General features: G+C 67.6%; 20 protein-coding genes and 9 pseudogenes. 13 read left to right on the top strand and 16 right to left on the bottom strand.

The genetic code is table 11. The features are described from left to right. Positions 1–320: 320 nt before the first annotated feature. A complete protein-coding gene (locus ACZ5Y0_RS35720; RefSeq protein WP_469132797.1) occupies positions 321–758 on the bottom strand; it encodes a hypothetical protein in 438 nt (145 codons plus the stop codon). A 435-nt stretch (positions 759–1,193) separates the two neighbouring features. Between ACZ5Y0_RS35720 and ACZ5Y0_RS35715 the strand changes: the two genes are divergently transcribed. Continuing rightward, entirely contained in the window at positions 1,194–1,502 is a 309-nt protein-coding gene (locus ACZ5Y0_RS35715; RefSeq protein WP_469132796.1) for a hypothetical protein, read from the top strand. An 18-nt stretch (positions 1,503–1,520) separates the two neighbouring features. Here the strand turns inward: ACZ5Y0_RS35715 and ACZ5Y0_RS35710 are convergent. Further along, a protein-coding gene (locus ACZ5Y0_RS35710; protein WP_469132795.1) for an IS5 family transposase occupies positions 1,521–2,401 on the bottom strand; the annotation gives its coding sequence in 2 pieces (ribosomal slippage) (positions 1,521–2,041 and positions 2,041–2,401; 882 coding nt in all). A gap of 100 nt (positions 2,402–2,501) precedes the next feature. On the opposite strand from ACZ5Y0_RS35710, the gene ACZ5Y0_RS35705 reads away from it, so the two are divergent. Beyond that, on the top strand, positions 2,502–3,377 hold the full coding sequence (locus tag ACZ5Y0_RS35705) for an IS5 family transposase (RefSeq protein WP_469132794.1): 876 nt from the start codon (positions 2,502–2,504) through the stop codon (positions 3,375–3,377). 24 nt (positions 3,378–3,401) lie between these two features. Here ACZ5Y0_RS35705 and ACZ5Y0_RS35700 read toward each other — a convergent pair whose 3' ends face one another. Further along, complete coding sequence (locus ACZ5Y0_RS35700) at positions 3,402–3,899, bottom strand: hypothetical protein (protein ID WP_469132793.1); 498 nt, start codon at positions 3,897–3,899, stop codon at positions 3,402–3,404. 280 nt (positions 3,900–4,179) lie between these two features. Between ACZ5Y0_RS35700 and ACZ5Y0_RS35695 the strand changes: the two are divergent. Continuing rightward, a pseudogene (locus tag ACZ5Y0_RS35695) lies at positions 4,180–4,506 on the top strand (DEAD/DEAH box helicase family protein); the annotation flags it as partial. Positions 4,507–4,575: 69 nt separating this feature from the next. Further along, positions 4,576–4,926, top strand: a pseudogene (locus tag ACZ5Y0_RS35690) (helicase associated domain-containing protein); the annotation flags it as partial. A gap of 416 nt (positions 4,927–5,342) precedes the next feature. Here ACZ5Y0_RS35690 and ACZ5Y0_RS35685 read toward each other — a convergent pair. The 4 genes and pseudogenes from ACZ5Y0_RS35685 to ACZ5Y0_RS35670 form a co-directional block, all read right to left on the bottom strand. Next, positions 5,343–5,573, bottom strand: a pseudogene (locus ACZ5Y0_RS35685) (dienelactone hydrolase family protein); the annotation flags it as partial. A 729-nt stretch (positions 5,574–6,302) separates the two neighbouring features. Beyond that, a complete protein-coding gene (locus ACZ5Y0_RS35680; protein ID WP_469132792.1) occupies positions 6,303–6,878 on the bottom strand; it encodes a hypothetical protein in 576 nt (191 codons plus the stop codon). Positions 6,879–7,224: 346 nt separating this feature from the next. Continuing rightward, a pseudogene (locus ACZ5Y0_RS35675) lies at positions 7,225–7,668 on the bottom strand (IS30 family transposase); the annotation flags it as partial. A gap of 36 nt (positions 7,669–7,704) precedes the next feature. Then, a complete protein-coding gene (locus tag ACZ5Y0_RS35670) occupies positions 7,705–8,514 on the bottom strand; it encodes a class I SAM-dependent methyltransferase (RefSeq protein WP_469132791.1) in 810 nt (269 codons plus the stop codon). Positions 8,515–9,154: 640 nt separating this feature from the next. Here ACZ5Y0_RS35670 and ACZ5Y0_RS35665 point away from each other — a divergent pair. From ACZ5Y0_RS35665 to ACZ5Y0_RS35640, 6 genes and pseudogenes are all read left to right on the top strand, one after another. Beyond that, positions 9,155–9,313 (top strand): annotated as a pseudogene (locus ACZ5Y0_RS35665) (ATP-binding protein); the annotation flags it as partial. A 128-nt stretch (positions 9,314–9,441) separates the two neighbouring features. After that, a pseudogene (locus ACZ5Y0_RS35660) lies at positions 9,442–10,501 on the top strand (IS630 family transposase). A gap of 32 nt (positions 10,502–10,533) precedes the next feature. Beyond that, positions 10,534–10,686 (top strand): annotated as a pseudogene (locus ACZ5Y0_RS35655) (RHS repeat-associated core domain-containing protein); the annotation flags it as partial. Between the two features lie 115 nt (positions 10,687–10,801). Further along, on the top strand, positions 10,802–11,062 hold the full coding sequence (locus tag ACZ5Y0_RS35650; RefSeq protein WP_469132790.1) for a hypothetical protein: 261 nt from the start codon (positions 10,802–10,804) through the stop codon (positions 11,060–11,062). Positions 11,063–11,467: 405 nt separating this feature from the next. After that, complete coding sequence (locus ACZ5Y0_RS35645; protein WP_469132789.1) at positions 11,468–11,866, top strand: hypothetical protein; 399 nt, start codon at positions 11,468–11,470, stop codon at positions 11,864–11,866. A gap of 124 nt (positions 11,867–11,990) precedes the next feature. Continuing rightward, complete coding sequence (locus ACZ5Y0_RS35640; RefSeq protein WP_469132788.1) at positions 11,991–12,320, top strand: DUF4253 domain-containing protein; 330 nt, start codon at positions 11,991–11,993, stop codon at positions 12,318–12,320. A gap of 166 nt (positions 12,321–12,486) precedes the next feature. On the opposite strand, the gene ACZ5Y0_RS35635 is transcribed toward ACZ5Y0_RS35640, so the two are convergent. Beyond that, complete coding sequence (locus ACZ5Y0_RS35635) at positions 12,487–12,813, bottom strand: hypothetical protein (RefSeq protein WP_469132787.1); 327 nt, start codon at positions 12,811–12,813, stop codon at positions 12,487–12,489. 208 nt (positions 12,814–13,021) lie between these two features. Between ACZ5Y0_RS35635 and ACZ5Y0_RS35630 the strand changes: the two are divergent. After that, positions 13,022–13,784: pseudogene (locus ACZ5Y0_RS35630) on the top strand (transposase family protein). Positions 13,785–13,910: 126 nt separating this feature from the next. Here the strand turns inward: ACZ5Y0_RS35630 and ACZ5Y0_RS35625 are convergent. The 7 genes and pseudogenes from ACZ5Y0_RS35625 to ACZ5Y0_RS35595 form a co-directional block, all read right to left on the bottom strand. Further along, positions 13,911–14,147, bottom strand: a complete 237-nt coding sequence (locus ACZ5Y0_RS35625) for a hypothetical protein (protein WP_469132786.1) — start codon at positions 14,145–14,147, stop codon at positions 13,911–13,913. Continuing rightward, positions 14,089–14,331 (bottom strand): annotated as a pseudogene (locus ACZ5Y0_RS35620) (mycothiol transferase); the annotation flags it as partial. The pseudogene ACZ5Y0_RS35620 and the gene ACZ5Y0_RS35625, both read right to left, overlap by 59 nt. Before the next feature lie 51 nt (positions 14,332–14,382). Next, positions 14,383–15,738 (bottom strand): diacylglycerol/lipid kinase family protein, encoded by a 1,356-nt coding sequence (locus tag ACZ5Y0_RS35615; protein WP_469132785.1) that lies wholly within the window; start codon positions 15,736–15,738, stop codon positions 14,383–14,385. A 62-nt stretch (positions 15,739–15,800) separates the two neighbouring features. After that, positions 15,801–16,289 carry a DUF7144 family membrane protein gene (locus ACZ5Y0_RS35610; RefSeq protein ID WP_469132784.1) on the bottom strand — a complete coding sequence of 163 codons (489 nt, stop codon included), beginning with the start codon at positions 16,287–16,289 and terminating at the stop codon, positions 15,801–15,803. A gap of 30 nt (positions 16,290–16,319) precedes the next feature. Further along, positions 16,320–16,787 (bottom strand): SHOCT domain-containing protein, encoded by a 468-nt coding sequence (locus tag ACZ5Y0_RS35605; protein ID WP_469132783.1) that lies wholly within the window; start codon positions 16,785–16,787, stop codon positions 16,320–16,322. A gap of 213 nt (positions 16,788–17,000) precedes the next feature. Then, the gene (locus ACZ5Y0_RS35600) at positions 17,001–18,344 is read right to left on the bottom strand and encodes a hypothetical protein (RefSeq protein ID WP_469132782.1); all 1,344 of its coding nucleotides are present in this window, start codon (positions 18,342–18,344) and stop codon (positions 17,001–17,003) included. A 94-nt stretch (positions 18,345–18,438) separates the two neighbouring features. Beyond that, positions 18,439–19,098: an HdeD family acid-resistance protein gene (locus ACZ5Y0_RS35595; RefSeq protein WP_469132781.1), complete on the bottom strand. Its 660-nt coding sequence runs from the start codon at positions 19,096–19,098 to the stop codon at positions 18,439–18,441. A gap of 225 nt (positions 19,099–19,323) precedes the next feature. On the opposite strand from ACZ5Y0_RS35595, the gene ACZ5Y0_RS35590 reads away from it, so the two are divergent. Together ACZ5Y0_RS35590 and ACZ5Y0_RS35585 are read left to right on the top strand one after the other, a co-directional pair. Beyond that, the gene (locus ACZ5Y0_RS35590; protein WP_469132780.1) at positions 19,324–19,965 is read left to right on the top strand and encodes a potassium channel family protein; all 642 of its coding nucleotides are present in this window, start codon (positions 19,324–19,326) and stop codon (positions 19,963–19,965) included. After that, positions 19,962–21,371 (top strand): DUF2252 domain-containing protein, encoded by a 1,410-nt coding sequence (locus tag ACZ5Y0_RS35585; RefSeq protein ID WP_469132779.1) that lies wholly within the window; start codon positions 19,962–19,964, stop codon positions 21,369–21,371. The genes ACZ5Y0_RS35590 and ACZ5Y0_RS35585 overlap by 4 nt, the downstream gene beginning before the upstream one ends. A gap of 53 nt (positions 21,372–21,424) precedes the next feature. Here the strand turns inward: ACZ5Y0_RS35585 and ACZ5Y0_RS35580 are convergent, their stop codons facing one another. Beyond that, positions 21,425–21,622, bottom strand: coding sequence for a hypothetical protein (locus tag ACZ5Y0_RS35580; protein ID WP_392040467.1), 198 nt, complete (start codon positions 21,620–21,622; stop codon positions 21,425–21,427). Between the last annotated feature and the right edge of the window lie 42 nt (positions 21,623–21,664).

The following is a 21,664-nucleotide window of genomic DNA, read 5'->3' as shown; positions in this document are numbered from 1 at the left end:
ATCTCCCGCGGAGCGGGTACCATATCGCTGCGCGATATGCAAGCGAATACCCGCGCTGCGCGCGGGTATTGCGCTCCCGCTCCGCGGGAGCGCTGGCGGCTCGCTGCGCTCCCCGCTTCAAGCCTTGTGCGCAGCACAAGGCTTGAAGCTCCTTCCGCTGCGCTCCAGGAGCGCGGTCGCTGTGCGACCGTGCCCTGGACTACCTCCAGGGCAGCGCGGTCCTCCGCTGCGCTACGTACCGCGGCCTCGCACTACGTGCGAGGCTTCCAGGCCACGCTTCGCGCGGCCCGGAGCTGGCGGCAGCGACGAGAAGGGCGGGGTCAATCCTGTTGGGGCTTACCTGGCGGCGTCCACGTCCAGGGCTTCACAGGGGGAGGCGGGTCTTCCAACAGGCTGCGGAACTTTTCCTTCAAACTTTTCGGCGGAGCTTCCTTCTCTTCCTGCGAATGCGTGAGCCGGGCCGTGGTCACCCGAATGTGGCACTCACGGTGACGCTGCCTCACAACTGCCACCCACGAACCGTCTTGAGCGAGATAGACATGCCGGGCCGGCTCGTCCCCCGGCCGCGCACGCCTGGCCAGTACACCCGGTATGTAGTGCAGAGCCGCGTCCTCAGCCGCTGCGACTGCTTCCGCCTGATCCTGGCCGATGTGATGCATGCCCACGAGCATCCATCGATGCAGCTGCACCTCCACGCCGTCAGGGCTCTCGGTTGTCAGAGTGTCCTCTTCGATCAGGACGTACCACTCGGCCGTCATCGCTGGCGTCCACCTGTCTTCCGGGGCCTCGTGCGCCCCTGTCCCGATGCCGTGTGCGGGCAGCATGACCGGCCCCGCGACTGGAAAATATCATGCTGTGCCACCCTCTATTCCCTGATGCTTCATTCTTCTGGCATGGATAGACTCTGGAGCGATGGGCGACCACCATCGAGGCTTTCTAGAGCATCTCGTCAGCTGTAGAAATTTGATCCGTACGACAACCCCGTAGGTCCTACTAGGCACTGTCCGGCGGATCATGTGATTACTAGGATCCAGGGGAGTCTGTTCCCTGTTGGTCAGTGCCGGGGGACGGGGGTCGCGGCAGTGATGAGCGGTGCGGATCCGGTGTTTCCGCGGCGGACGGCGAACGGGGGGCCTGTGGGGAGTCGACGGCTGCATGGGTGTCTCGGGGTGGCGGTGGCTCTGCTTCTCGCGGTGTCCGCTGCCATGCTTCTGGGCAGGTCCTGGACCGCCTGCGACGTGGGAGTGAACAACGCGGCCAACAGCGGTTTCCTGTTGTGGCTGTTCATCCCGGGCCTTTGGACGGTCCTGCTCCTGGCCTGGATCGCGGTGGGCGCCCTTCTCGGGAACCGTCCCCTCCTCCATGCCTTTGCCCTCGCGGTAACGCTCCTCGGGGTTGCCTGGTGCGTCATCTCGATCTTCTGGGAGGGCGCCGCCGCTCCTCCGTGCCCCAATGGTGTGCCCCCGTGGTGGCCGAGCTTCATGCCCGCCCCGGGATTCTGAGAGGACGGCCCCGGTAGTTCACGGCCTGAGCCAGAGGCGGACTGCTGCTGCGGTGACGGTGCCGTGGAAGACATAGGCTCGCTTGTCGTAACGGGTCGCGACAGCACGGGAGTTCTTGAGGCGGTTGATGGTCCGCTCGACCTCGTTGCGGCGCCGGTAGCGGTCAGGGTCGAAGCCGGTGGGTCTTCCGCCCGTGCTGCCCTTGCGTCGACGGTTGGCGCGTTGGTCCTTCGGTTCCGGGATGGTGTGTTTGATGTTGCGTCGTCGCAGGTAGCGGCGGTTTCGGCGGGAGCTGTATGCCTTGTCGCCGCTGACGTGGTCGGGCCGGGTCCGGGGTCGTCCGCCCAGCGGGCGGGGAACCCGGATCCGGTCCAGGACCTCGATCATCTGTGGGGCGTCGCCCCATTGGCCCGGAGTGATCAGGAGAGCCATCGGGCGGCAGCCGCCTTCCCCGACGAGGTGGATCTTGCAGGTCAGCCCGCCCCGGGACCGTCCGAATCCCTCGTCAGGGCGGTGGTGCCGGGGCGTCGTCCTTTTTTCGGGATCCGTGGAGTGGCCTTGCGGGCTCCGGCTGCGTGCTGGTGTGCCCTGCAGGAGGTCGAGTCCACACCGACCATGCCCCCGTCGATCCGGCCGGCCAGGTCGGCGTGGGCCTGGACCGCCTGCAATATCCGGTCCCAGGTGCCGTCCGCCGACCAGCGGCGATGCCTCTCGTAGACGGATTTCCAGGAGCCGTATCGTTCCGGCAGGTCACGCCACGGGACGCCGGTACGGATCCGGAACAGGATCCCGTTGAGCAAGGTGCGGTGATCGTTCCACCGGCCTCCCCGCCTGCCGGAAAGCGGCAGATGCGGCTCCACACGCGACCACTCGCGATTCGTTAGATCTCCCCGCCCCATGCCCGAACCAACGAGCGACCGATCGGGAAGTCACATGATCCGCCGGATAGTGCCTAGGCCGTGTCGGAAGTGGATCTTAAGTCCTGGATGATCATGGTTCATGGGTCGGGGAGATCTTACGGACGAGCAGTGGGCGGTGTTGGAGCCGTTGCTGCCGAAAGGAATGAAAGCGGGGCGGCCGCCGGTCTGGCCGCGACGGCGGCTGATCGACGGCATACGGTTTCGGGTCCGGACCGGTGTTCCGTGGCGGGACGTGCCTGTCGAGTATGGGCCGTGGAACCGGGTCTACGATCTGTTCCGCCGATGGCAGCGAGACGGCACCTGGCACCGCATCCTGACCCGACTCCAGTCCCTGGCCGATGTGAAGGGTGCGATCACGTGGGACCTGAACGTCGACTCCACGGTCTGTCGCGCCCATCAGCATGCGGCCGGGGCCCGCAAGCAGGGCGACCTGCAGAAGGAACCACCGGGCGGCATCTTCACCGAGCCCCGTGATCATGGGCTGGGACGCTCGCGCGGCGGGTTCACCACCAAGCTGCATCTCGCCGTCGAGCAGGGCCAAAAACCCATGTCGATCGTGGTAACGGCAGGACAGCGCGGAGACGCGCCGCAGTTCGAACCCGTGCTGGAAAAGATCCGCGTGCCCCGCATCGGGCCGGGCCGACCACGCGTCCGCCCCGACCGCGTCCGGGCCGACAAGGCGTACGCCTCCCGAAAGAACCGCGCCTACCTCCGCCGCCGCGGGATCCGCTGCACCATCCCCGACAAGGCCGACCAAGCGCGCAACCGCAGGAAGCGAGGCTCTCACGGTGGCCGGCCACCGCATTTCGACCCGATCGACTACCGCGAGCGTCATGCGGTCGAGTGCGGGATCAACCGCCTCAAGAGACACCGCGCCGTCGCCACCCGGTACGACAAACTCGCGGTCCGCTACGAGGCCACTGTCCTCGTAGTGGCCATCAACGAGTGGCTGTGATCGGCACGCTTCGCCCGCGGCGGTTCAGACATCGATGCCCAAGCCGGCCAGGAACTCCTGGAACAGATCCTCCACGAACGGGTCGGACCGCTTCGACAAGACATCGGCGATCGCCTTCGGAACGGGAGTCAGGTCAGCCGCCCGTGCCCAGGCCACAGCACGCTCCACGGCCTCCTCCGGCCCCAAGAACCAGTCGTCGACAGATTGGCCATCCTCCGCCATGTAGGCGGACATAGCTGCCCGATCGAGACACGCGCGCCAGGTTTCCTGGTCCCTGGTCCGGCCTTCCAGGACAAGGCAGTCGCTGTCCATGACGAATCCGGCAAGGACCGGGTGCCCAGTGACGTCAACCAGTTCGATGAGACTCTCCTCATCGAGAGAGGTCTCCCCTTCCAACGACCAAAGCCGCCAGTCATCAGCGCGCTCCTGGAGCAGCTCCATGCGCACCCCGTCAGTGAAGGCCGCCACCTCGCTCAGCGGATGCCGATGGCGGACGACGACAAGGGAACCCCAGTACCCCATCTGATTGCTCCATGTCCGAAAGTCGCTGCGTGGCGGCGCTCGCCGCCGCCCAGAGCCGCATTCACGCAAGGTGGGGTGATTCTTGCAGAAATCCACTTTCGCAACAGGCCCTAGCCATCTGGCATCCAACTGCCCCAATTTAATGGCTAGTTGATCCCGTTGTGCCACATCCAACATACGACAGAAGGCTGACCAGGATGACAGCGAAGGAACTCGGACCTCACCAGCGAGAGCCGTCGATGCAGTCCTCCGGGCACTCGAATTGATTGCAAGATCAACCGTGCCCGAGCGCGGACTTCGTACTCAGGTGATCATGGCGACCGGAACCGGGAAGACCCTCGTGGCCACCCGGAGCGCGGAGGAGGTCCGCGCGGGCCGTGTGCTCGTGCCCTCGCTAGACCTGCTTGCCCAGACCGAGACCGCGTGGCGCGAAGGCGGTCGTAGCGGCCCGATGATCGGGGTGTCGTCCCCGCGAGGGGAGGATGTGTCCTTCCCGAACACCACGGACGTGGACAAGTTCGTGGAGTGCACCCGTCACCTGGGCAAGGTCACCGTGTTCGCCACGTACGCCTCACTCGGGCTCGGCACACTGGAACGCGCACACGCCGCCGGCCTTCCAAGGTGGTCGCTGATCACCGTGGACGAGGCGCACCGGGTTTCAGGCCGGATCGGGGGGGCGAAACAGCTGGCCGCGGTCGATGAGGACTGGAACTGCCCATGGCCCCTGGACTGGCAACGCCACTACCGCGTCCTCGCCGACGCCGACGGCAGCCTGCCGGCCATCGAACCCGGAGTGCTGTTCGAAGGCGACGACCTGGGCAAGTGGCCCCATAGGCAGAAGAACCCGGGCACCTGGGCGCAGCTGTCGACCGAGCAGCAGCAGCGGCTGTCGAAGCTCGGCGTACAACCCGACCAGGCCCCGGTTTCCGCCCCGGCAGCCACAGGTGCGACGAAGGGCCTGAGCAAGGCGCAGGCGGCATTCCGGCGGGGCCTGGCGGCCCTCACGCAGTGGGTGGAGCGGAAGGGCGTGGAGGCCGGCGCAGCGTTCATAGATTCTCCTTCGGGGTGACGTCCGCAGGACCTCCGGCTTGCTGATTGGGATACGCGGCTTCATCGCTTCGTAGGACATCTCCGGCGAGGCCGTCTGCGGGCTGATCAGGACGGGCGGCTGTACGAATCACGCCGCCCCCGTGGAGCTTCCCAAGGCCGCGGATGGCCCCAGACCGCAGTCCCGGGCAAATGCCAGCCCTTCGAGGGGCCACACGCTGTCGTCTCGAACACACCGTTCAGCTTCTCCACCCCCTCGGGCTCTCCGGGCAGCCCCCTGTCTGCAGCATGCGTAAGGGGGAGGAAACGCAGCCCCGTCAGAACCAGTTCCCCCACCCGAATGTGGCAATGTACGCGTGCCTCAAAGCATCCTTACCGCGCCCTCCGCAGAGTCCAGTAGCCGGTCACCGCGACCGGTCCGGCGCAGGCCTCAGGCTGGGTGGTGAGGAACCTGAGGTAGGCGCCGGCGTCGCTCAGGACACGTTCGGCGGTGTGCGCCTCGATCAGGGGGCATCAGCTGGGCGAAGACCGCAGGCCGGACCTCTTCCCCGATGTACTCGGGAAGCTCGCCAACGGTGCCGGGCCGTGCCGGTAGAAGGAGTTGGGGACGAGCACGTAGCAGCCGTGTTTTTGTCGTGGACATGGCGGTTTTGTCACCCGCTCCTATGCCTTGGCCCGGAGGGCGTTGGCAACACTGAGGCCGTAAGGATGGGTACAAATCGCATGCCTCACGGAGTGTCGGGCGATTCCTCTGCGACAGGAGCACCGCGTCCGATGGTCATTGACCAGCGGACGGAGGAAGGGGCATGGACAGAGACGCTGCCGCTGCGCTCCACCCCTGTCACGGCGACCTGGTTGTAGGTAGTACTGATCTCGTCGGCGAGGCATTCCAGAGGGAAGGAGACATGAACTGAGGGCACCGAAACATTCACCTTCCCTTGGCCCTGACAGCGCAACGCGACGACCAGGGCATCGCCCTTCTTCCCCTTGGCGAATGCGACGTTGGCAGCTCCGCTGGTCGCTCCTTGCCGGCAGGCCAAAGTCTCATCGGCGTCCAGTTCGGGCGGTTGCTGAACGGAAGGTTCGGCCGTTGCCGCTGTTGCGGCCGTAGTTGCTGTGCGTGGCTCGGAAGAGTGCGTGCGTTGTGCAGGCTGCTTGGTGTCCGCGTCGTCTGACGTGCAAGCTGCGAGTGAGGAGAGCAGTAAGACGCAGGCGATACCCATTCCCATACGAGTCCAGGGAGTCATGTCACTTCTCCCAAATGGCCCAGCCGATGCGATGGGGGGTGTAGATCGTGACATTCTTTTTCACGCCCTTGGTGCAGTTGATGTACGTGTATTGGTTGTAGCCGTAGCTCTAGAGGCGGTAAACGCCATAGCGGGCGAATGTCGTTTTGCGTGCCGGAGTGTCGACACTGATGGTATTGCCCAACTTTGCGGTGAGCGATGCGGAGACGTTCACGCTGAACTTCTGCTCGATCGAAGCGATTGCTATGTTGGCCCCAACTTTGAACTCTCCCGTTACGGCGATGCCGACCGACGAGGTGACTTCTGAGACAAACGTCGATTTGGCGGTGCGGGACGTTCCGTTATAGTTCGCCTGCTCAGCCCCAACGCCCTTGTGGTAGTCCTTGCTCTTGCTCGTTGCGTGGTAAGACCAATGCGGCTCGCACGGTTGAGCATTCGGCCAATCGCTCGGCTTGGACGTCGGCGCGGTGAGATCGTCATCCGGTGAAGGTTCATCGGAAGGTGCGGGGGCGGCCGTTTCGGGCACACCCTCGACGAGGTCGTTCTCCTCCGGTTGGGCGGGAGGAGCGGTTTCGACGACGGGATTGCTCGGAGAAGGGGCCGGATCTTCCGCAAAAGCAGGGCTTGCCGCCGTTACGAGTAAAGCAAGGATCGGAACAAGCAAGGCCCCGTTTTTTGTGCGCATGACATTCTCCTTGGCGAGGAAAGAGATGGAGGATGGTCAAGCCTCCACCTGCTGCTGTCGAGATCATGTCAGCATGGCGGCGCGGACTGCTGGCTACCACGGATTCCCTGAGGGAAACCTGAGCTTCCCGAGCGATGGCTCCACGGGTTCGCGTGGACCGATGATTGTTGGTGTGCCGGTGCAAAAACCTGTCATCTACACAAACGCAGTGGCCGAATATGGGCTGTCCCGCAATGGCGGGGGAGGGGAGTTCGGCTTGGTCTTCCGGTCCCTGGCGTCGGGCAGCGGCGGCCCCCGAGGACGCGCGGCCACGCGAAAGGGCCGGCGCCTCGGGCGGAGGCGGATTTACGGCCCGGTTCTCGGCCTCGGCCGGCCGGTCGCTGATCATCACCATCGGTGCCGGATAGCGGGGGATCCGCTGGTCGGGACGACGTTGAGGCTTGCGGAGGGTTCGGACGGTGCGCAGGGCCTTGGTGAGCTCGCGGCGCAGCTCGCCCCGGCCCTGGACGTAGAGGGCCTGGTAGATCGTCTCGTGCGACACGTGCATCTCCGGCTGGTGGGGGAAGTGCAGGCGCAGGCTCCGGCTGATCTGCTCAGGACTCCACTTCAGCCCCAGCCATGACTGGATGGTGTCACGCAGTACAAGACACGCCGCGATCTTCCCGCCCTTGGGGCGCGGACGGCGGGCCCTGGCCCAGGCGTGTGCCGCGTGCAGCCGGTACTGGCCGTTCACCGGATGCCGGTTGCGGCGAATCTCCCGGCTGATGGTCGACGGGCTACTGCCCAGCTCGACGGTAGTACCCCGGTCCGCTCGCGCCTCCGCGGGTCACGGCCGCCGGGCCGCGCACGACACCATCGTCCAGGCCATGTCCCGGAACGTGGGATTGTCCAGACATGACATCCCCCGCTCGACCTCTTCGTCCGTCATGAGGCCATGAGCCACCAGAGCGGGTCGGGCCTGTTCGAAGCAGGCACGCCAGTACCGGTCCTCGACTCCTCCCTCGCCGACCGTCGCCACGCGCACGGAGACGCGGATGTCCGTGAGTCCCGCGGCAGCCATGGCGGCCGGAATGCGGCCCGCCCAGCCGGCGTCCGTCCCCTGGGTCGTCGCGAGCAGGGTCTCGCAGTTCTCCAGCAGGGCCGCCCATTCCGGCCTTCCCGACAGGACGGGCTTGAGATAGGTGGGGTCCTCGACGACGAGCCACCCCCGCCCGGGGGTCAGCCAGGAGGCCATCCTGTGCACGAGCCGCTCGGGACCGGGCAGGTGCGTGAGCACCGCACGGGCGTGCACGAGATCCCACTCGGCGGGGGCGAGGTCCTCCCGCGTCACGTCGTGACGGCGTACTGTCACCGGTGAGGGCCACTCCTGGGCGTCGAGAAGGGCCGTGTCGATGTCGGTAGCCATCACGCGGCCACCCGAGAAGCGCTGCGCCAGCTGGCGAGCGAGCCGCCCGTTGCCGGCGCCGACGAGCGCGCACGACGCGTCCGGCGCAAGGGGAAGACCGGCGATCACGGCCCAGGTCGCGGGGTCGCACGTGGCCTCCAGCAGCGCCAGTCGATCCAGTTCTCCGGGCCGGGCGTGCCCCAGGACACCGTCGTCATAGCTGGAACGTCCTGATTCGTCCGTGCGGGTCATGCGGAGCTCCTCACAAGTCACCGGGCTTCCCGTGGATGCTTGACTAGCGAAGCAAACCTGGGTCGCCCGCCGAGGTCAAGGGTGTCCAGGATCACTCCGTCACGGCACCGTGGCGGAAAGCTCTGAGGCCCTGGACGGCTTAGGGGTGCGGGCGCGGACTCGCCATCCGTGTGGCGCTTGCTCGATCCGCAGGTCCTGGGCGAGCGCGGCGACGATCGACAGGCGCGGCCGTGCTCATCGGGATCGCAGGTCGCGGTGGCCGCATGGGGCTGTCCGTGATCGGTGACCGAGATGTCCAGCGTCGGACCGGCGCGGGTGACTGCGAGCGTCATGACCTCGTGTCCGTGCAGCACGGCGTTGGTCAGCGGCTCGCTGATCGCAACCTTTGCGGCGACCCGGTCGTCCGCGCTTATCGCCCAGGCGGTGAACAGAACGCACGCGCGTTTCCTGAGGAGGCCGACGGATTGGGCCTTCGTCGGTGCTGTCACGCGGACACTGTGGGGGGGTGGGCAGCCGAGGACTGTAGTTGGCGGGGCGCTGTGCGGGAGGTGCTCATGAGGTGCATGGTGCTTCCCGGAGGTCGGGGGCATGTCCACTCGTGGAGCCGCCACGCGGCTCGGCGAGTGGTCTCCCGCCGCCGGCCGCCCCCAGCGGCTGGTATCCCCTCTTCCCCAACCCCGTCGTCGCCGAGTCGCTGTTGGACCGGCTGATCAACGCCAGCCACCCCCAGGTCATCATGAACGGCCCCAGCTACCGGTCCAACAAGCGACCGAAGAAGCCCACCGCCAAGCCCGGCGCACCTCTCGAAAGGCTGATCAGATCACCGGCTGCCCCGCCTCGATCCGGCGCATTACTGGGGTTACTGAGGTTGAACTCGTGGTGTCGTAGGGGCTGACGGGCGACAGTTCCCTGCGGTATCACCGGGGCATGCGGTATCCACAAGGGGGCGGGCTGACCGCCGAACGTCAGCAGTTTCGCGAGGAGTTACGGCTTCAGGCCGGCCGAGCGGTTCGCCCGGGGCGAAGCGAGTTCGGCGATCGCCAAGGACCTGCGCGTCAGTGTCCGGTCGGCGCAGCGGCGGCGGCAGGCGCGGGAAGAGGGCGGGCCGCGTGCTCTGCGGTCGCGCGGGCCGGCGTCGTTGCCGAGACTGAGCGAGAGGCAGTTCGCCCAGCTGGAGGCGGAGCTGGCCAAGGGGCCGGCCGCGCACGGCTGAGAGGACCAGCGCTGGACCCTGGGCCGCATCAAGACTGTGATCGGCCGGCGCTTCCACCTGACCTACACCGTCCAGGGTGTGCGCAAGCTGCTGGTGCGTAACGGCTGGTCCTGCCAGGTCCCGGCCCGACGCGATGGAACGGGACGACGATGCCGTGGCCGGCTGGGTGAAGGAGACCTGGCCCTGCGCGGAAGACTCGCGGCGGCTCGTGGAGCCTGGCTCGTTTTCGAGGACGAAGCCGGCTTCTCCATGACGCCGCCGCAGGCGAAGACCTGGTCGCCTCGTGGCCGCACCCCGGTGGTGCGGGTCCGCGGCCGTTCCCGCAGACGCATCTCCATCGCAGCGTTGACCTATAAACCCGGCCACCGCTCGAGGCTGATCTACCGGCCCCGCCACGACGACGGCAACCGCGACGGACGCAAGAGCTTCTCCTGGCGCGACTACCGTGACCTGCTGATCGCAGCACACCAGCAGCTCGGCGGCCCGATCGTGCTGGTCTGGGACAATCTCAACGTCCACAAGGCCGCCGGCCTGCGCAAATGGGCGGCAGCCCGGGACTGGCTGACCATCTATCACCTGCCGCCCTATGCACCCGACCTCAACCCCGTCGAAGGCATCTGGTCTCTGCTGCGGCGCGGCTGGCTCTCCAACGTCGCCTTCAGCACCCCCGAACACCTCGCCCAGCGCATCCGGCGCGGCCTCCGCCACATCCAGTACCGCAGCCACCTCATAGACGGCTGCCTTGCCGAGACGGGACTGACCATCAACCCCTGATCACCGAAGACGACATCACGAGTTCAAGCTCAGTAACCCACATCGGGGCACGCGAGTACGACCAGACTTCTGGGCGATTCCTGTCAGCCGACCCCATCATCAACACCGCCAACCCGCTCCAGATGAACGGGTACGGCTACAGCAACAACAGCCCTGTCAGTACCAGTGACCCCACCGGCCTGTGTGCCGACTCCGACCCGGTCAGCCGACGGCAAGAACCACACCCCGACTCAGCCTTCATCCCCATCACCGACGAAGTCGCACAGCGGAGAGCCCTACGAGAAGACCAGCACGTACCGCATGGCAGACGCGGCGGCTCGTTTGATCTACACCAGTGGTAGCGCGGCGGCAAAGCTTCGCAAGCTTCGCTTCGACCAGATCGTGAATCAGCACAAGTTCTCGTATGGAAAGTACCTGGAGGACATCTATGAGCTGAACGATCGGTCCTGCCGGGCCGAGCCGGGAGGCGGCCGTCAGGGTTGTAGGTTTGTCGGCGAATGGACGAATGACCAACTCGAAGAGCTCGTCAAAGAGGCACTTGATCGAATCGACGAATCCTGACCTCCAGGGGGAAGAAGAGCCAGTTCGGGTTCGGAGATGAGGAGTTCGAGATGGCGCTGGGCCTGGCCTACGAGGGGAGGAAAGTTGTTGCCCGAGGAAACAACATCGGAGCACCCGGATCGAAGGGTGGCAGAAAGTCCTTCGATGCATGGGTAGACGGAAAGCGCTGGGAATTCAAAGATCAATCGAGCAACGATCGAAATCGCATCGCCAAGGAGATCTTCAGCGCCGACGAACAGGGAGCCGATGTAGCCTTCATCAAGTTGCGGACGGCAGACGAGGCCATGGCACGCTCAGCCGTCCGGCAAGTGGCCAACTCGACCCAGAGACAGAACGGCCTGACCGCGATCCGCATGCAAGGCGCAGGTTATGATTTCACCATAACCTTGCGAAAGCAGGAAGAAGATGTCGGAACATTTCACGCCGAGCTTTGCGTTCGGCGCCGAAGAGGTCAGTGCACTTGCCGCTCAGGCCGGATACCCTGTTCCGCCCGACGCCATTATGACAGCAGTCTCCGCCGAGGGCATTCAGGTGCGGGGGTTCATTGTGTCGCGCAGTCAAGCCTGGGATATCTGGCGCTGGCTACATAATTGGCACGCTTCTGGCTCGGGCTGGTACCCCTTTTCATCGGAAGCGAATCCCAGGTCATTGACCCAGAGCTTTCCTGGTGAATTTCCCGCAGTCGGCCGCGACGTCGTGGCCGCGGGAGCCGCTCGCGACCCGGACGAAGTCATTGCCGAGATAGTGACCGCATTTACGGTGGACTCGCTCGACAAGAAGTGCGGACGCGGAGGCCAGGCGTGAGTGGCTGGATCTGTTGACTCCTCGGCTCCTGGCTCGCTCGCTGGGGGGACCAATTGACGTTCCCTTGCCCGGTGACCCATGGGCGGGCTCTCTGGCCTGGGAGTCGGAGCTCTGGATGTGCCTAGTGGAAGCACAGCACAGCTATGAGATCCCAGCGCTGCTGCAAGGTCTTCCTCACACGCCCAGCTGGTGGGTCGACAAGGCTCAGCGTGGGCTGGAGCCAGCGGACCATCTTGCTTTCTTGCGTAGTTGGCAGAGTCGCTTCGGCGCCGAGCCCTTCTACCTGGATGGCAGCAATCTGCGGTTGGCTGTAGCCAACCCACCGCTGACGCCCGCAGCCGCCGCGCAGGCCGCTATTGAACGGTTCGCCTACTCCAGCGACGGCGCGCCAGACCTGCCCGTACTTGGCGACGGCGAGATTCGTCCAACTGTGTGGACGTGCTGGTGGGACTAAGACCGTGTCCTACATGGTCAGTTGGCAGTGAGCCTTTTCCAACCTCATGCTGAACCTGGCGAGGTGCAGCATGAGGACGGCTTTGACCAGGTCTGTGATCTGGTTGGTGCTGCATCGTGGCTTGCGCAGGATGCGCCAGGACGCACGGTCGCGGGAAGTGCCCTCCTCAGTGTGTCTTCAGGCCACGGTCTTCGAGTTCGTCCGCGCACTCCTCTGATACCAAAAAATCCTGCATGGTGGCTCCGCCCTGGTAGGTAGGGGTCCCGGACGGATTGAGCGCTTCCTGCCGCTGCCGCTCCGCCTCGGCGCGGGCTTGTTCGATGTCGTCGGCGATCTCCTGGCAGTCGACGACGTATGTGCCCGTCGGTACCGGCTCCTCGGTGGGAGATTCCGGCTTGTCCGTGTACGGCCCGGCGTTGAGGGCGGAGGTGGCGGCGATGCCGGCCAGGCACAGCCCCACCCAGACGGCGATGATCCACCGGCGAGTGCTCAAGAGCCGGCCATTCCGACGGCAAGGCCGACGACGGTGAGCATCGCAGTACGCGAGCCCTTCATCGAAGTTCCTTCCTCAAAGGGGCCGGTACAGCGAGTTTCTGTCAACCTGCCGACGACCAAGTTAGTTGGTTTGGTCATGCTCAACAGCGGAGCTCCTGATAGACGGGTTCACGACCACGATCCCCCATGCTCACCAGGAGCTTCGCGTGCTTGTCTACTCGTCGGCGATCGGTCTGTCCAACACGCACCTGCGCTACCTCACCCGTCAACTGGCCTCCTACCGACGAGAGATCGGCTCGCGCTGGCGACGTCTGGCACCGGGACGCCAGGCGCTCCTGGTTCTGGCCCATCTGCGCTGCGGCGACATCTATGCCCAGCTCCTGCCGGGTTCGGCATCGGGATTGCCACCGCCTACCGCTACATCACCGAGGCCGTCGGCCTCCTGGCCGACCTCGCCCCGACAGTCGCCGAGGCGGTCCGGATGGCCTCGATGAAGGCGTTCGTCCTGCTCGACGGCACGCTGCTGCCCATCGACCGGATCGCCGCCGACCGGCCCTTCTGCTCAGGCAAGCACAAGAAACACGGAATGAACGTGCAGGTCATCGCCGACCCCTTCGGCCGCCTGCTGTGGGCATCTCCGGCCCTGCCCGGGGCCGTCCACGATGTCCGCGCGGCCCGCGAGCACGGCATCGTCGACGCGCTGGCCCAGGCCGGCGTCCCCTGCTGGGCCGACAAGGGCTATCGGGGCGCCGGAGGCACGGTTCGCGTTCCCTACCGCGGCAGGTGGGAGACGCTTTCTACCGGCCAGCAGGCCGTCAATAGGTCCCACGCGAAGATCCGGGCCCTCGTCGAGCAGGCCGTCGCCACCTCAAGTCCTGGCGACTCCTCCGCAAGCTCCGGTGCTCGACCAGCCACATCACGAGTCTCGTTCAGGCCGTCCTCTACCTGCAGCTGGCCAGATCAGACTGAGGATGGAAAGAGCTCAGTGACTCTCCGGCCGCCCAAGAGCGAGGGCCGGTGCACGACGATCGGCACGCTGGTCACGCCTCCAGCGTGCCCCGGGCCGGTTCGCTGGGCTAGTCGGCCCGGGGGGTGTCAGGGTGAGTCGCCGGACCAGTCCCAGCGGTTCCACCCGCCGGAGCGCGGGTCGTACAGGGCGCGGCCGTCGGCGCCGAACTGCCCGAGCTCGGTCATCAGCGCGACGCCGGTCTGGATCTCGTCCGCTGTCCAGCCGGTGATGTCGAGCAGCAGGCCGTCCAGCGGGCCGCCGACGTGCGGCCGACCTGGCGGCCTGCTCGATCTTCGCGCAGTAGGCTGCACGGGCTTCCTCATCGACCTGCTTCTCGAGTTCGGCGCGCAACTCGGTCCGGCCGTCGAGGCCCTCGCGTAGGATATCGACGTGCCCGGCATGCCGGATGGACCCGCCGAGGACATGGATCATGATGGCGAACAGGCTCGTGTCGCACGGCACGTGACCGGGGGCGTCGAGGGGAAGCTCGCTGTGGTGGCTTGTCCTGGGCCGTCCGGTCACGCATCGCTCAAGCGGGGCGCTTCCCGGGCCGCTCCTTTATGGCTCGTTCTGTCCCCGGCCAGAGGAGAGGCGCCCCAGCGCCAACCGTGCCACGCGCGGCCAGTCGGCCGCCCCGCCGCTGACGCGCGGTGCGTGAGGGCGACGGCGCGGCACACGCACCCGGAGCGCCCCGGGCGCGCTGCGGCACACGACTGGTGTGGGCAGAACGACGTGTTCTCCGTCGATGCCGACCGGGAGGGTGTCCGTGTCGGCTTCGACGACGACTTCCCTGGCGCTCAGCCGGACAAGTCCCCCGGAGCGCGGGCCGCGCACCAGTCGGGCCGCCTGAGCGGTGTTGCCGACCCGCACGCACACCACGCCGAGCAGGCCCGAGTCCAGCCGTTCCCTACGGCCCGGATGGGCCGCGTCGACGGCACGTCCGTAGGGGTTGTTGCTGACGAGGAGCGCCTGAAGTCCGTCGACGTACGTTCCGTCGGCCCGCGACCGCAGCCTGGGCGCGCCCTCGCCCGTGAGGAGGCCGGGGAGGGTGCGGAGGGTCGTGCGGGCCTTGGCGTCCCGGTAGGCCGGGTCGGTGACGACGGACGCGTACGTTCCGAACGAGGCGTTGTTGACGAAGACCCGGTCCGCGGCGTACCCGAGGTCGATGCGGAGTTCGACGCCGTCGGTCAGGGCTTCCAGGGCAGCCGCCGGATCGTCGCGATCGAGGCCGAGGTCCAGGGCGAAGTGGTTGCGGGTGCCGGCGGGGATCACCAGGAACGGTAGATCGTGGCCCGCCGCGACCTCGGCCACCAGCGCCTGGGTCCCGTCGCCACCGGCCACCGCCAACAGATCGGCGCCCTCGGCGACGGCCTGCCGTGCCAGTTCGGCGACATCCTGGCCCCCTTCGAGCAGAACCACCCGGAAGCCGGCCGCCCGGGCCTTGTCGACCAGGTGGAAACGGCCTACCTTGCCGCCGCCGGAACGCGGATTCATGAGGATCCAGGGGCTGTGGGGCGCCTTGGCGACCGCCTGCCCGGACTGCTCGGAGGTGGTGCGCCCAGGGCTCAGGGCCGTACGCGCCGCCGTGACGGCCAGGAACCACAGAACCAGGGACAGCAAGGCCGGCCCCAGCATGCCGAACGTGGCATAGAGGGCCAGGACAGCGACCGGCGCCACCATTGACAGGACCGCCCCGAAAGCACGAAGCGCCCCGGTGTGCGCCAGGACCCACCACACTCCCACGGCGGCCAGCGCCAGTCCGGCGACGCCCACCAGCACCCACAGGACGCTCCGCAGACCGGCTGCGACAAGCGCCACCAGGATGCTGCTCAGCAGGGCGAGTACAGCAAGGCGGGCCCGTGCGGCGCTGCCCTCGACTCCGGTCAGGGGTCCTGCCTTCCTCGATCTCCTCATGCCACCGCCGGGTTTCACCTGTCGGCCCTTCTCTTTCGCCTCACGTCCCGACCGCTGTGCACTCAGGCGGGCCCGCGTGGATACGAGCTCCTGTCCGGCGGGCGCGCCTCGGACATGGGGCGTTCCTCGGACAGGTCGAAGAGGTTGCCACGCTGGACCACGCACAGGGCCCAGATGATGAAGCCCGAGATGGTGATCATCACGATCGACCACACGGGGTAGTACGGCAGCGAGAGGCAGTTGGCGATGATGACGAGTCCGGCGACGGCCACGCCGGCGACGCGTGCCCAGGTAGCGGCCTTGAGCAGTCCGAAGCTGACGATCACGGCGACCACACCCAGAGCGAGGTGGATCCAGCCCCAGCCGGTCAGGTCGAACTCGAACACGTAGTTGCGCGTCGTGACGAAGATGTCGTCCTCGGCGATGGCCATGATGCCCCGGAAGATGTCGAGCAGGCCAACGAGGAAGAGCATCACCGCCGCCAAGGCCGTCAGGCCGGTTGCCCATTCCTGCTTGGCCGTGTGTGCCGGCCGGATGTGTGTCGCGGTCATCTTGGGTCTCGCTCCCATCGTTCCGGATGGTCAGCGACCAGAGGTGTGGAAGGTGGATCCCCGGTCCCCCGCCGGACCGTGGCCGGTCAGGACCAGGTCCTTCGCCCTGCGGAACTCCTCGTCCGTGATGTCGCCACGGGAGCGGATCTCGGACAGCCTGGCGAGGTCGTCGACGCTGCTGGTCCGGCCCACGCCGCTCGCGGCCTCCCGGATGTGGGCGTCGAACGCTTCCTGCTGTGCCCGTGCCTGCGCTATTTCCCGGCGGCCCATGTTCTTGCCGCGGGCGATCACGTAGACGAACACGCCCAGGAAGGGCAGCAGGACGGTGAAGGCCAGCCAGCCGGCTTTCGCCCACCCGCTCATCTCGTCGTCGCGGAAGATGTCGACGACGACGCGGAAGAGCAGGACGAACCACATGATCCACAGGAAGAACAGGAGCATGCTCCAGAAGACACTCAGTAGGGGATAGTCGTACGCCAGGTACGTCTGCGCACTCATGTCTCTCCTCCGTCTCCGGCGCCCGCACGGCCGCCGTTGCGTGCTGCCTTCAGCGTGGGCACGGCAGGGGCCGGGCGGCCTCACCCGATGCGGGTGAGCGTGCGGCAGCCGGCAGCCCGGGGGACGGCCTCCGGCGTCCGTCCGGTATGAGGAGGTGAAGGCGATAGGGGCGCGTGCCCGAGCGCCGGGTCTCCCACCATGTCTCATGTGGTCTCATGGGGCCGACCCTTCCGCCGCCCGGCCGGCCGGTCCCGTTGCCGCCGCGAGGATAGCCAGGATGATCAGTACGGCCACGGCGATGCCGAGGACGAGGGCCACCGCTCCGACCGTGGGGTGGTTCCAGAGGACCAGTGCCAGCGCTCCCGCCACGATGACGCCACCGGTGGTCCATGCCCGGTGGTCCGTCAGCCAGCGTCCGGTGGCCCCGGTGCGCACTCCGGCGCGGCGCAGCCCTCGGCCGGCGGCCGTCGTTCCCCGGTCCGCCGCAGTGCGGACGGCGCGGGCGGGGCGTCCGGGACCGTACAGGTAGGCGACCAGTGCCGTGATCACCGCCACGACCAGCAGGGTGCGCGTGCTGTCGCGCAGGAAACGGACGAACGTGTCGTAGATGGCGGCGGCGGCGTCGGTGGGCAGCGCGTCAGTCGGGACCGAGTCCAGATAGACCCGTCTGACGACGGCCAGCGCAACGAGCAGCACCATCATCAGGCCGACACCCGTCGCGGTGATCATCAGCATCACCCGGTGTGCCGGACTGGTCCACACGGCAAGCGCGGCGAGTACGACGGTCAGGACGGGCGGCCAGGTGCCGAGGATGTCCAGTAGCCGCATCGCGTCCTGCGCCTTGCCCAGTTCCTCCGTCTGGAACAGGGTGATCGTCCGGTCGGTGTCCGGGATGGCGGCGGCCTTGTCGAAACCCGCGTCGACGAGCCGCTCCCGTACCTGGTCGACGACCGCTCCGACGTCCAGTTGGACGGTGTCGCCCTCGGCGCGTACGGCACCCTCGCGGTCGCCGGTGAGCATGTTCACCACTGCGGCGTGCGAGCGCCGGTTGGCGCCCTCCCACACCTGCTGGAAGACGTCGCTGGTGATCACGCGCGTGACGGTGCGGTCCACGACGGACCTGACCGCGCTGCGCAGGGGACCCTCGAGGGACTCGGCCCCCGCCACGACGCGGGGTGGAGCACCGGCGTCCTGAAGTGTCTTGACGAGCGAGTCCGTCACCGCCGCGACGTCCACGTTGGCCACCACCCGGTCCGTGAGCCGGTTGATCACGACTTCCTGCACGGCCGGCTCGGACGCCAGCGGCGCGACGGTCTCCACGTACCGGTCGGTGTCGGAGACCGTGTCCTGGACCCAGGCCGCGACCACGGCCACAGGCGCGAGCAGCAGGGCCAGCAGGAGGAGGACCGAGGAACCGACCTGCCGTACCCGCCGGTGGCGCATTGCCGCGTGCCGGCGCAGTCGCTCGTATTCCGCTCGTTCCTCAGCGGTCATGACGTGGTGCCCGGTGACGTCTCCGCCGGAGTCCGGCGGATCCGGGGGTGCGGCGGGGTTCATGGGGGTTCCTTTTCGCGTGCGTCGCGGCGGTGGCGACGGTCGCTGATCGGAATGACGGTCGGGGAGGCAGCCGAAACGGAGCGCTCGTGCGGTATCAGGCCGTCGCGGCGGGGGCGTCCGGCTCCGGGGGGCGCGTCTTTCGGAGCGCGGCCCGCCACGCGAGGGCGACCACCGCCTCGGCCAGGCCGAGCAGGACGAGCCACAGGCCGAGCAGCCTGGTCAGGGCACGGGCCGACTCGGCGGGCAGGGCGAGCACCACGATCCCCGCGACGATGCCGAGTACGGCGGCGAGCGTGACGACGCCGCGGTGCGGCAGGTCCTCGACGGAGATGGCCGTGTAGAGGGTGAGCATGCCGGACACGAGCCACACGACCCCGGTGATCAGCGAGAGCGCGGCGATCGTCTGCAGCGGGTTCCTCAGGCACAGCACCCCGGCCAGGACGTACAGCACGGCCAGGAACAGCCCCGGCAGCCGCTCGTGCCCTTCCCGCGCGAAGACGGCCACGAACCGGAACCCCCCGCTCACCAGCAGGTACAGGCCGACGAGCACCGCCAGGACGTGCAGGGTCGCCTCTGGCCACACCAGCACCAGGACGCCCGGCACCAGCGTCATGACGGCCGACCCCAGGAGCCAGGTCCATGAACGGCCGAGGCGCGCAAGCACGTCTGCGGAGCCTCCCATCGGACCCGGGGCCACCCCGCCGGGCTCGGGTTCCTGCCCGGCACGCGATGCCGGACCACGCGACATGGTCATAGCTCCTCCTCGCGTGATCAGCCGTCGCCTCCGGAAGCCGACGGGACGGGTGAGGGGCGGTGCGCGAGCACCTGACCGCTCCAGGGTCACGCCAGCCGCTCGGTGGCCGGATCACCCACCACGGGTGATCCATCGGCTCAGCCGTGGCGTTGAGCTGGTGGAAGTAAGTCTCCCGGCGCCCGGCCCACCCGCCTTCCGGGGCCGGACGGAGCGAGAAGACACGAGATGAGCGATCCGAACACCGCAGGGACGGACCGGGCGCGGCCAGGACCGGACGCGCACCGGCCGCGTCGGCGGCGCCGCCCCCGCCGGTGGGCGGCGGTCGTCGCCGGCGCCCGCGCCGTGCTCATCACGGTCGGCCTCGTCACCGCCTACTACCTGCTGCCCCTGGACGAGCGCGGTACGGCCGGTGCCTCGGCCCTGCTCGTGTGCGGCCTGCTGGCGGTGCTGCTGGTGTTCGGATGGGAGGTGCGGGTCATCGCGCGCTCGCCGCACCCGCGACTGAGAGCCGTCGAGGCACTGGCCGCCACGCTGGTGCTGTTCCTGGTCCTCTTCGCCGGCGCCTACTACCTGCTGGACCGCTCCGCCCCGGGCTCCTTCAGCGAGCCGCTGACCAGGACGGACGCCTTGTACTTCACCCTGACCACCTTCAGCACGGTCGGCTACGGGGACATCAGCGCCCACTCCCGGACCGGACGCGTGCTGACGATGCTGCAAATGACGGGAGGGCTGCTGCTCGTAGCCGTCGCCGCCCGGGTGCTGGCGAGCGCGGTCCAGGCCGGGCTGCGCCGGCAGCGCCGGGCGCCGTCGCCAAAAGCACGTTCCGGCACCGACGCCGGGACGCCGGACGAGGAGGCGGAACCATGACCGTGCCGAGAGCTTTCACCGCGTCCCTGTCCCCGGACGAGCGAGCGGCGTACGGCAGGAACGCTCGTCGGCGGGCGCCGCGTTCGTCGCACGGCTGGTACGAGGCCGCACAGCAGAGACCCGATCCCGTCGAGGTGGTGGAGCGGCAGTCGGCCGAGCGGGTGGCGGAGTTGGTGCCGATCCGCTACGGCCGCATGCTGGAGTCGCCGTTCCGCTTCTACCGCGGCGCTGCCGCGATCATGGCAGACGACCTGGCACCCCTCCCCGGCACCGGGCTCCAGGTGCAGCTCTGCGGGGACGCCCACCCCCTGAACTTCCGGCTGCTCGCCTCGCCGGAGCGCCGGCTGGTCTTCGACATCAACGACTTCGACGAGACTTTGCCCGGACCGTTCGAGTGGGACGTCAAACGGCTGGCGGCCGGTTTCGTGACGGCGGCCCGGGCGAACGGCTTCTCCCTCAAGGAGCAGAACGGCACCGTGAGCGCCTGTGTGAAGGCGTATCGGGAGCGGATGCGCGAGTTCGCCGGCATGCGCACCCTGGACGTCTGGTACGCCCAGGACGACGCCGACCGGGTGCGGGAGCTGATGGCCTCGTCGAGGGACGAGGAGGCGGCACGCCGTACCGTCCGGGCGGCGGAGCGGGCCCGCACGCGGACTCATCTGCGGGCCTTCGACAAGCTCACCAGGGTCACGGCCCAGGGCCGTCGTATCACTCCCGACCCGCCACTGATCACTCCGATCGGCCACCTGCTCGAGGACCCCTCCGAAGAGGGGCGTGAGAGGGAGCTTCGGATCCTCGTGGACGGGTACGCGCGGAGCCTGCCGTCCGAACGCCGCCACCTGTTGCGTCACTACCGTCTGGTGGACATGGCCCGCAAGGTGGTGGGCGTCGGCAGTGTCGGCACGCGCTGCTGGATCCTGCTCCTGCTCGGCAGGGACGACGACGATCCGCTTCTGCTTCAGGCCAAGGAAGCCCAGGAGTCCGTGCTGTCCGCCCACACGGGTGGCGACCGCTACGACAACCAGGGGCGCCGGGTGGTGACCGGACAGCGCCTGATGCAGACGAGCAGTGACATCTTCCTGGGCTGGACGCACGTCGTGGGCCTCGACGGCCAGGACCGGGACTTCTACGTGCGCCAACTGTGGGACTGGAAGGGCATCGCACAGCCGGAGACCATGGGGCCGGGCCTGCTCGCCCTCTTCGGCCGGCTGTGCGGGGCGTCCCTGGCGCGAGCCCACGCCCGCTCGGGCGATCCCATCGCCCTCGCCGCCTATCTGGGCGCCGGCGACCACTTCGACCGCGCGCTCACGGAGTTCGCCCAGTCGTACGCCGACCAGAACGAACGGGACTTCGCGGCATTGGAGGACGCCTGCCGCTCCGGCCGGATCAGGGCGCAGCGGCTCTGAGCGGCACTGCCGCACAAGAGGGCCGGACAGGAAACACCCTCACCGGGCTCCCGTCAGTCCGGCAGCTGGCGCATCTCCAGGACCCGAAGCCCCAGTGACTGGCAGCGTGCCAACAGCCCATAGAGGTGCGCTTCGTCCACGACAGGGCCGAACAGGATGGTCTGGCCGGACATCACCACGTGGCCCAGCTCCGGAAACGCCTTGGCCAGCGTTTCCGACAGATGTCCCTCGATGCGGATCTCGTAGCGCACGAGCTGTCCCTCCATGGACTGCTTCGGTCGGCGGAAGGCGCC

It is taken from the genome of Streptomyces sp. NPDC033216, from assembly GCF_055577115.1.
This window is presented reverse-complemented; position numbering and strand designations above follow the sequence as displayed.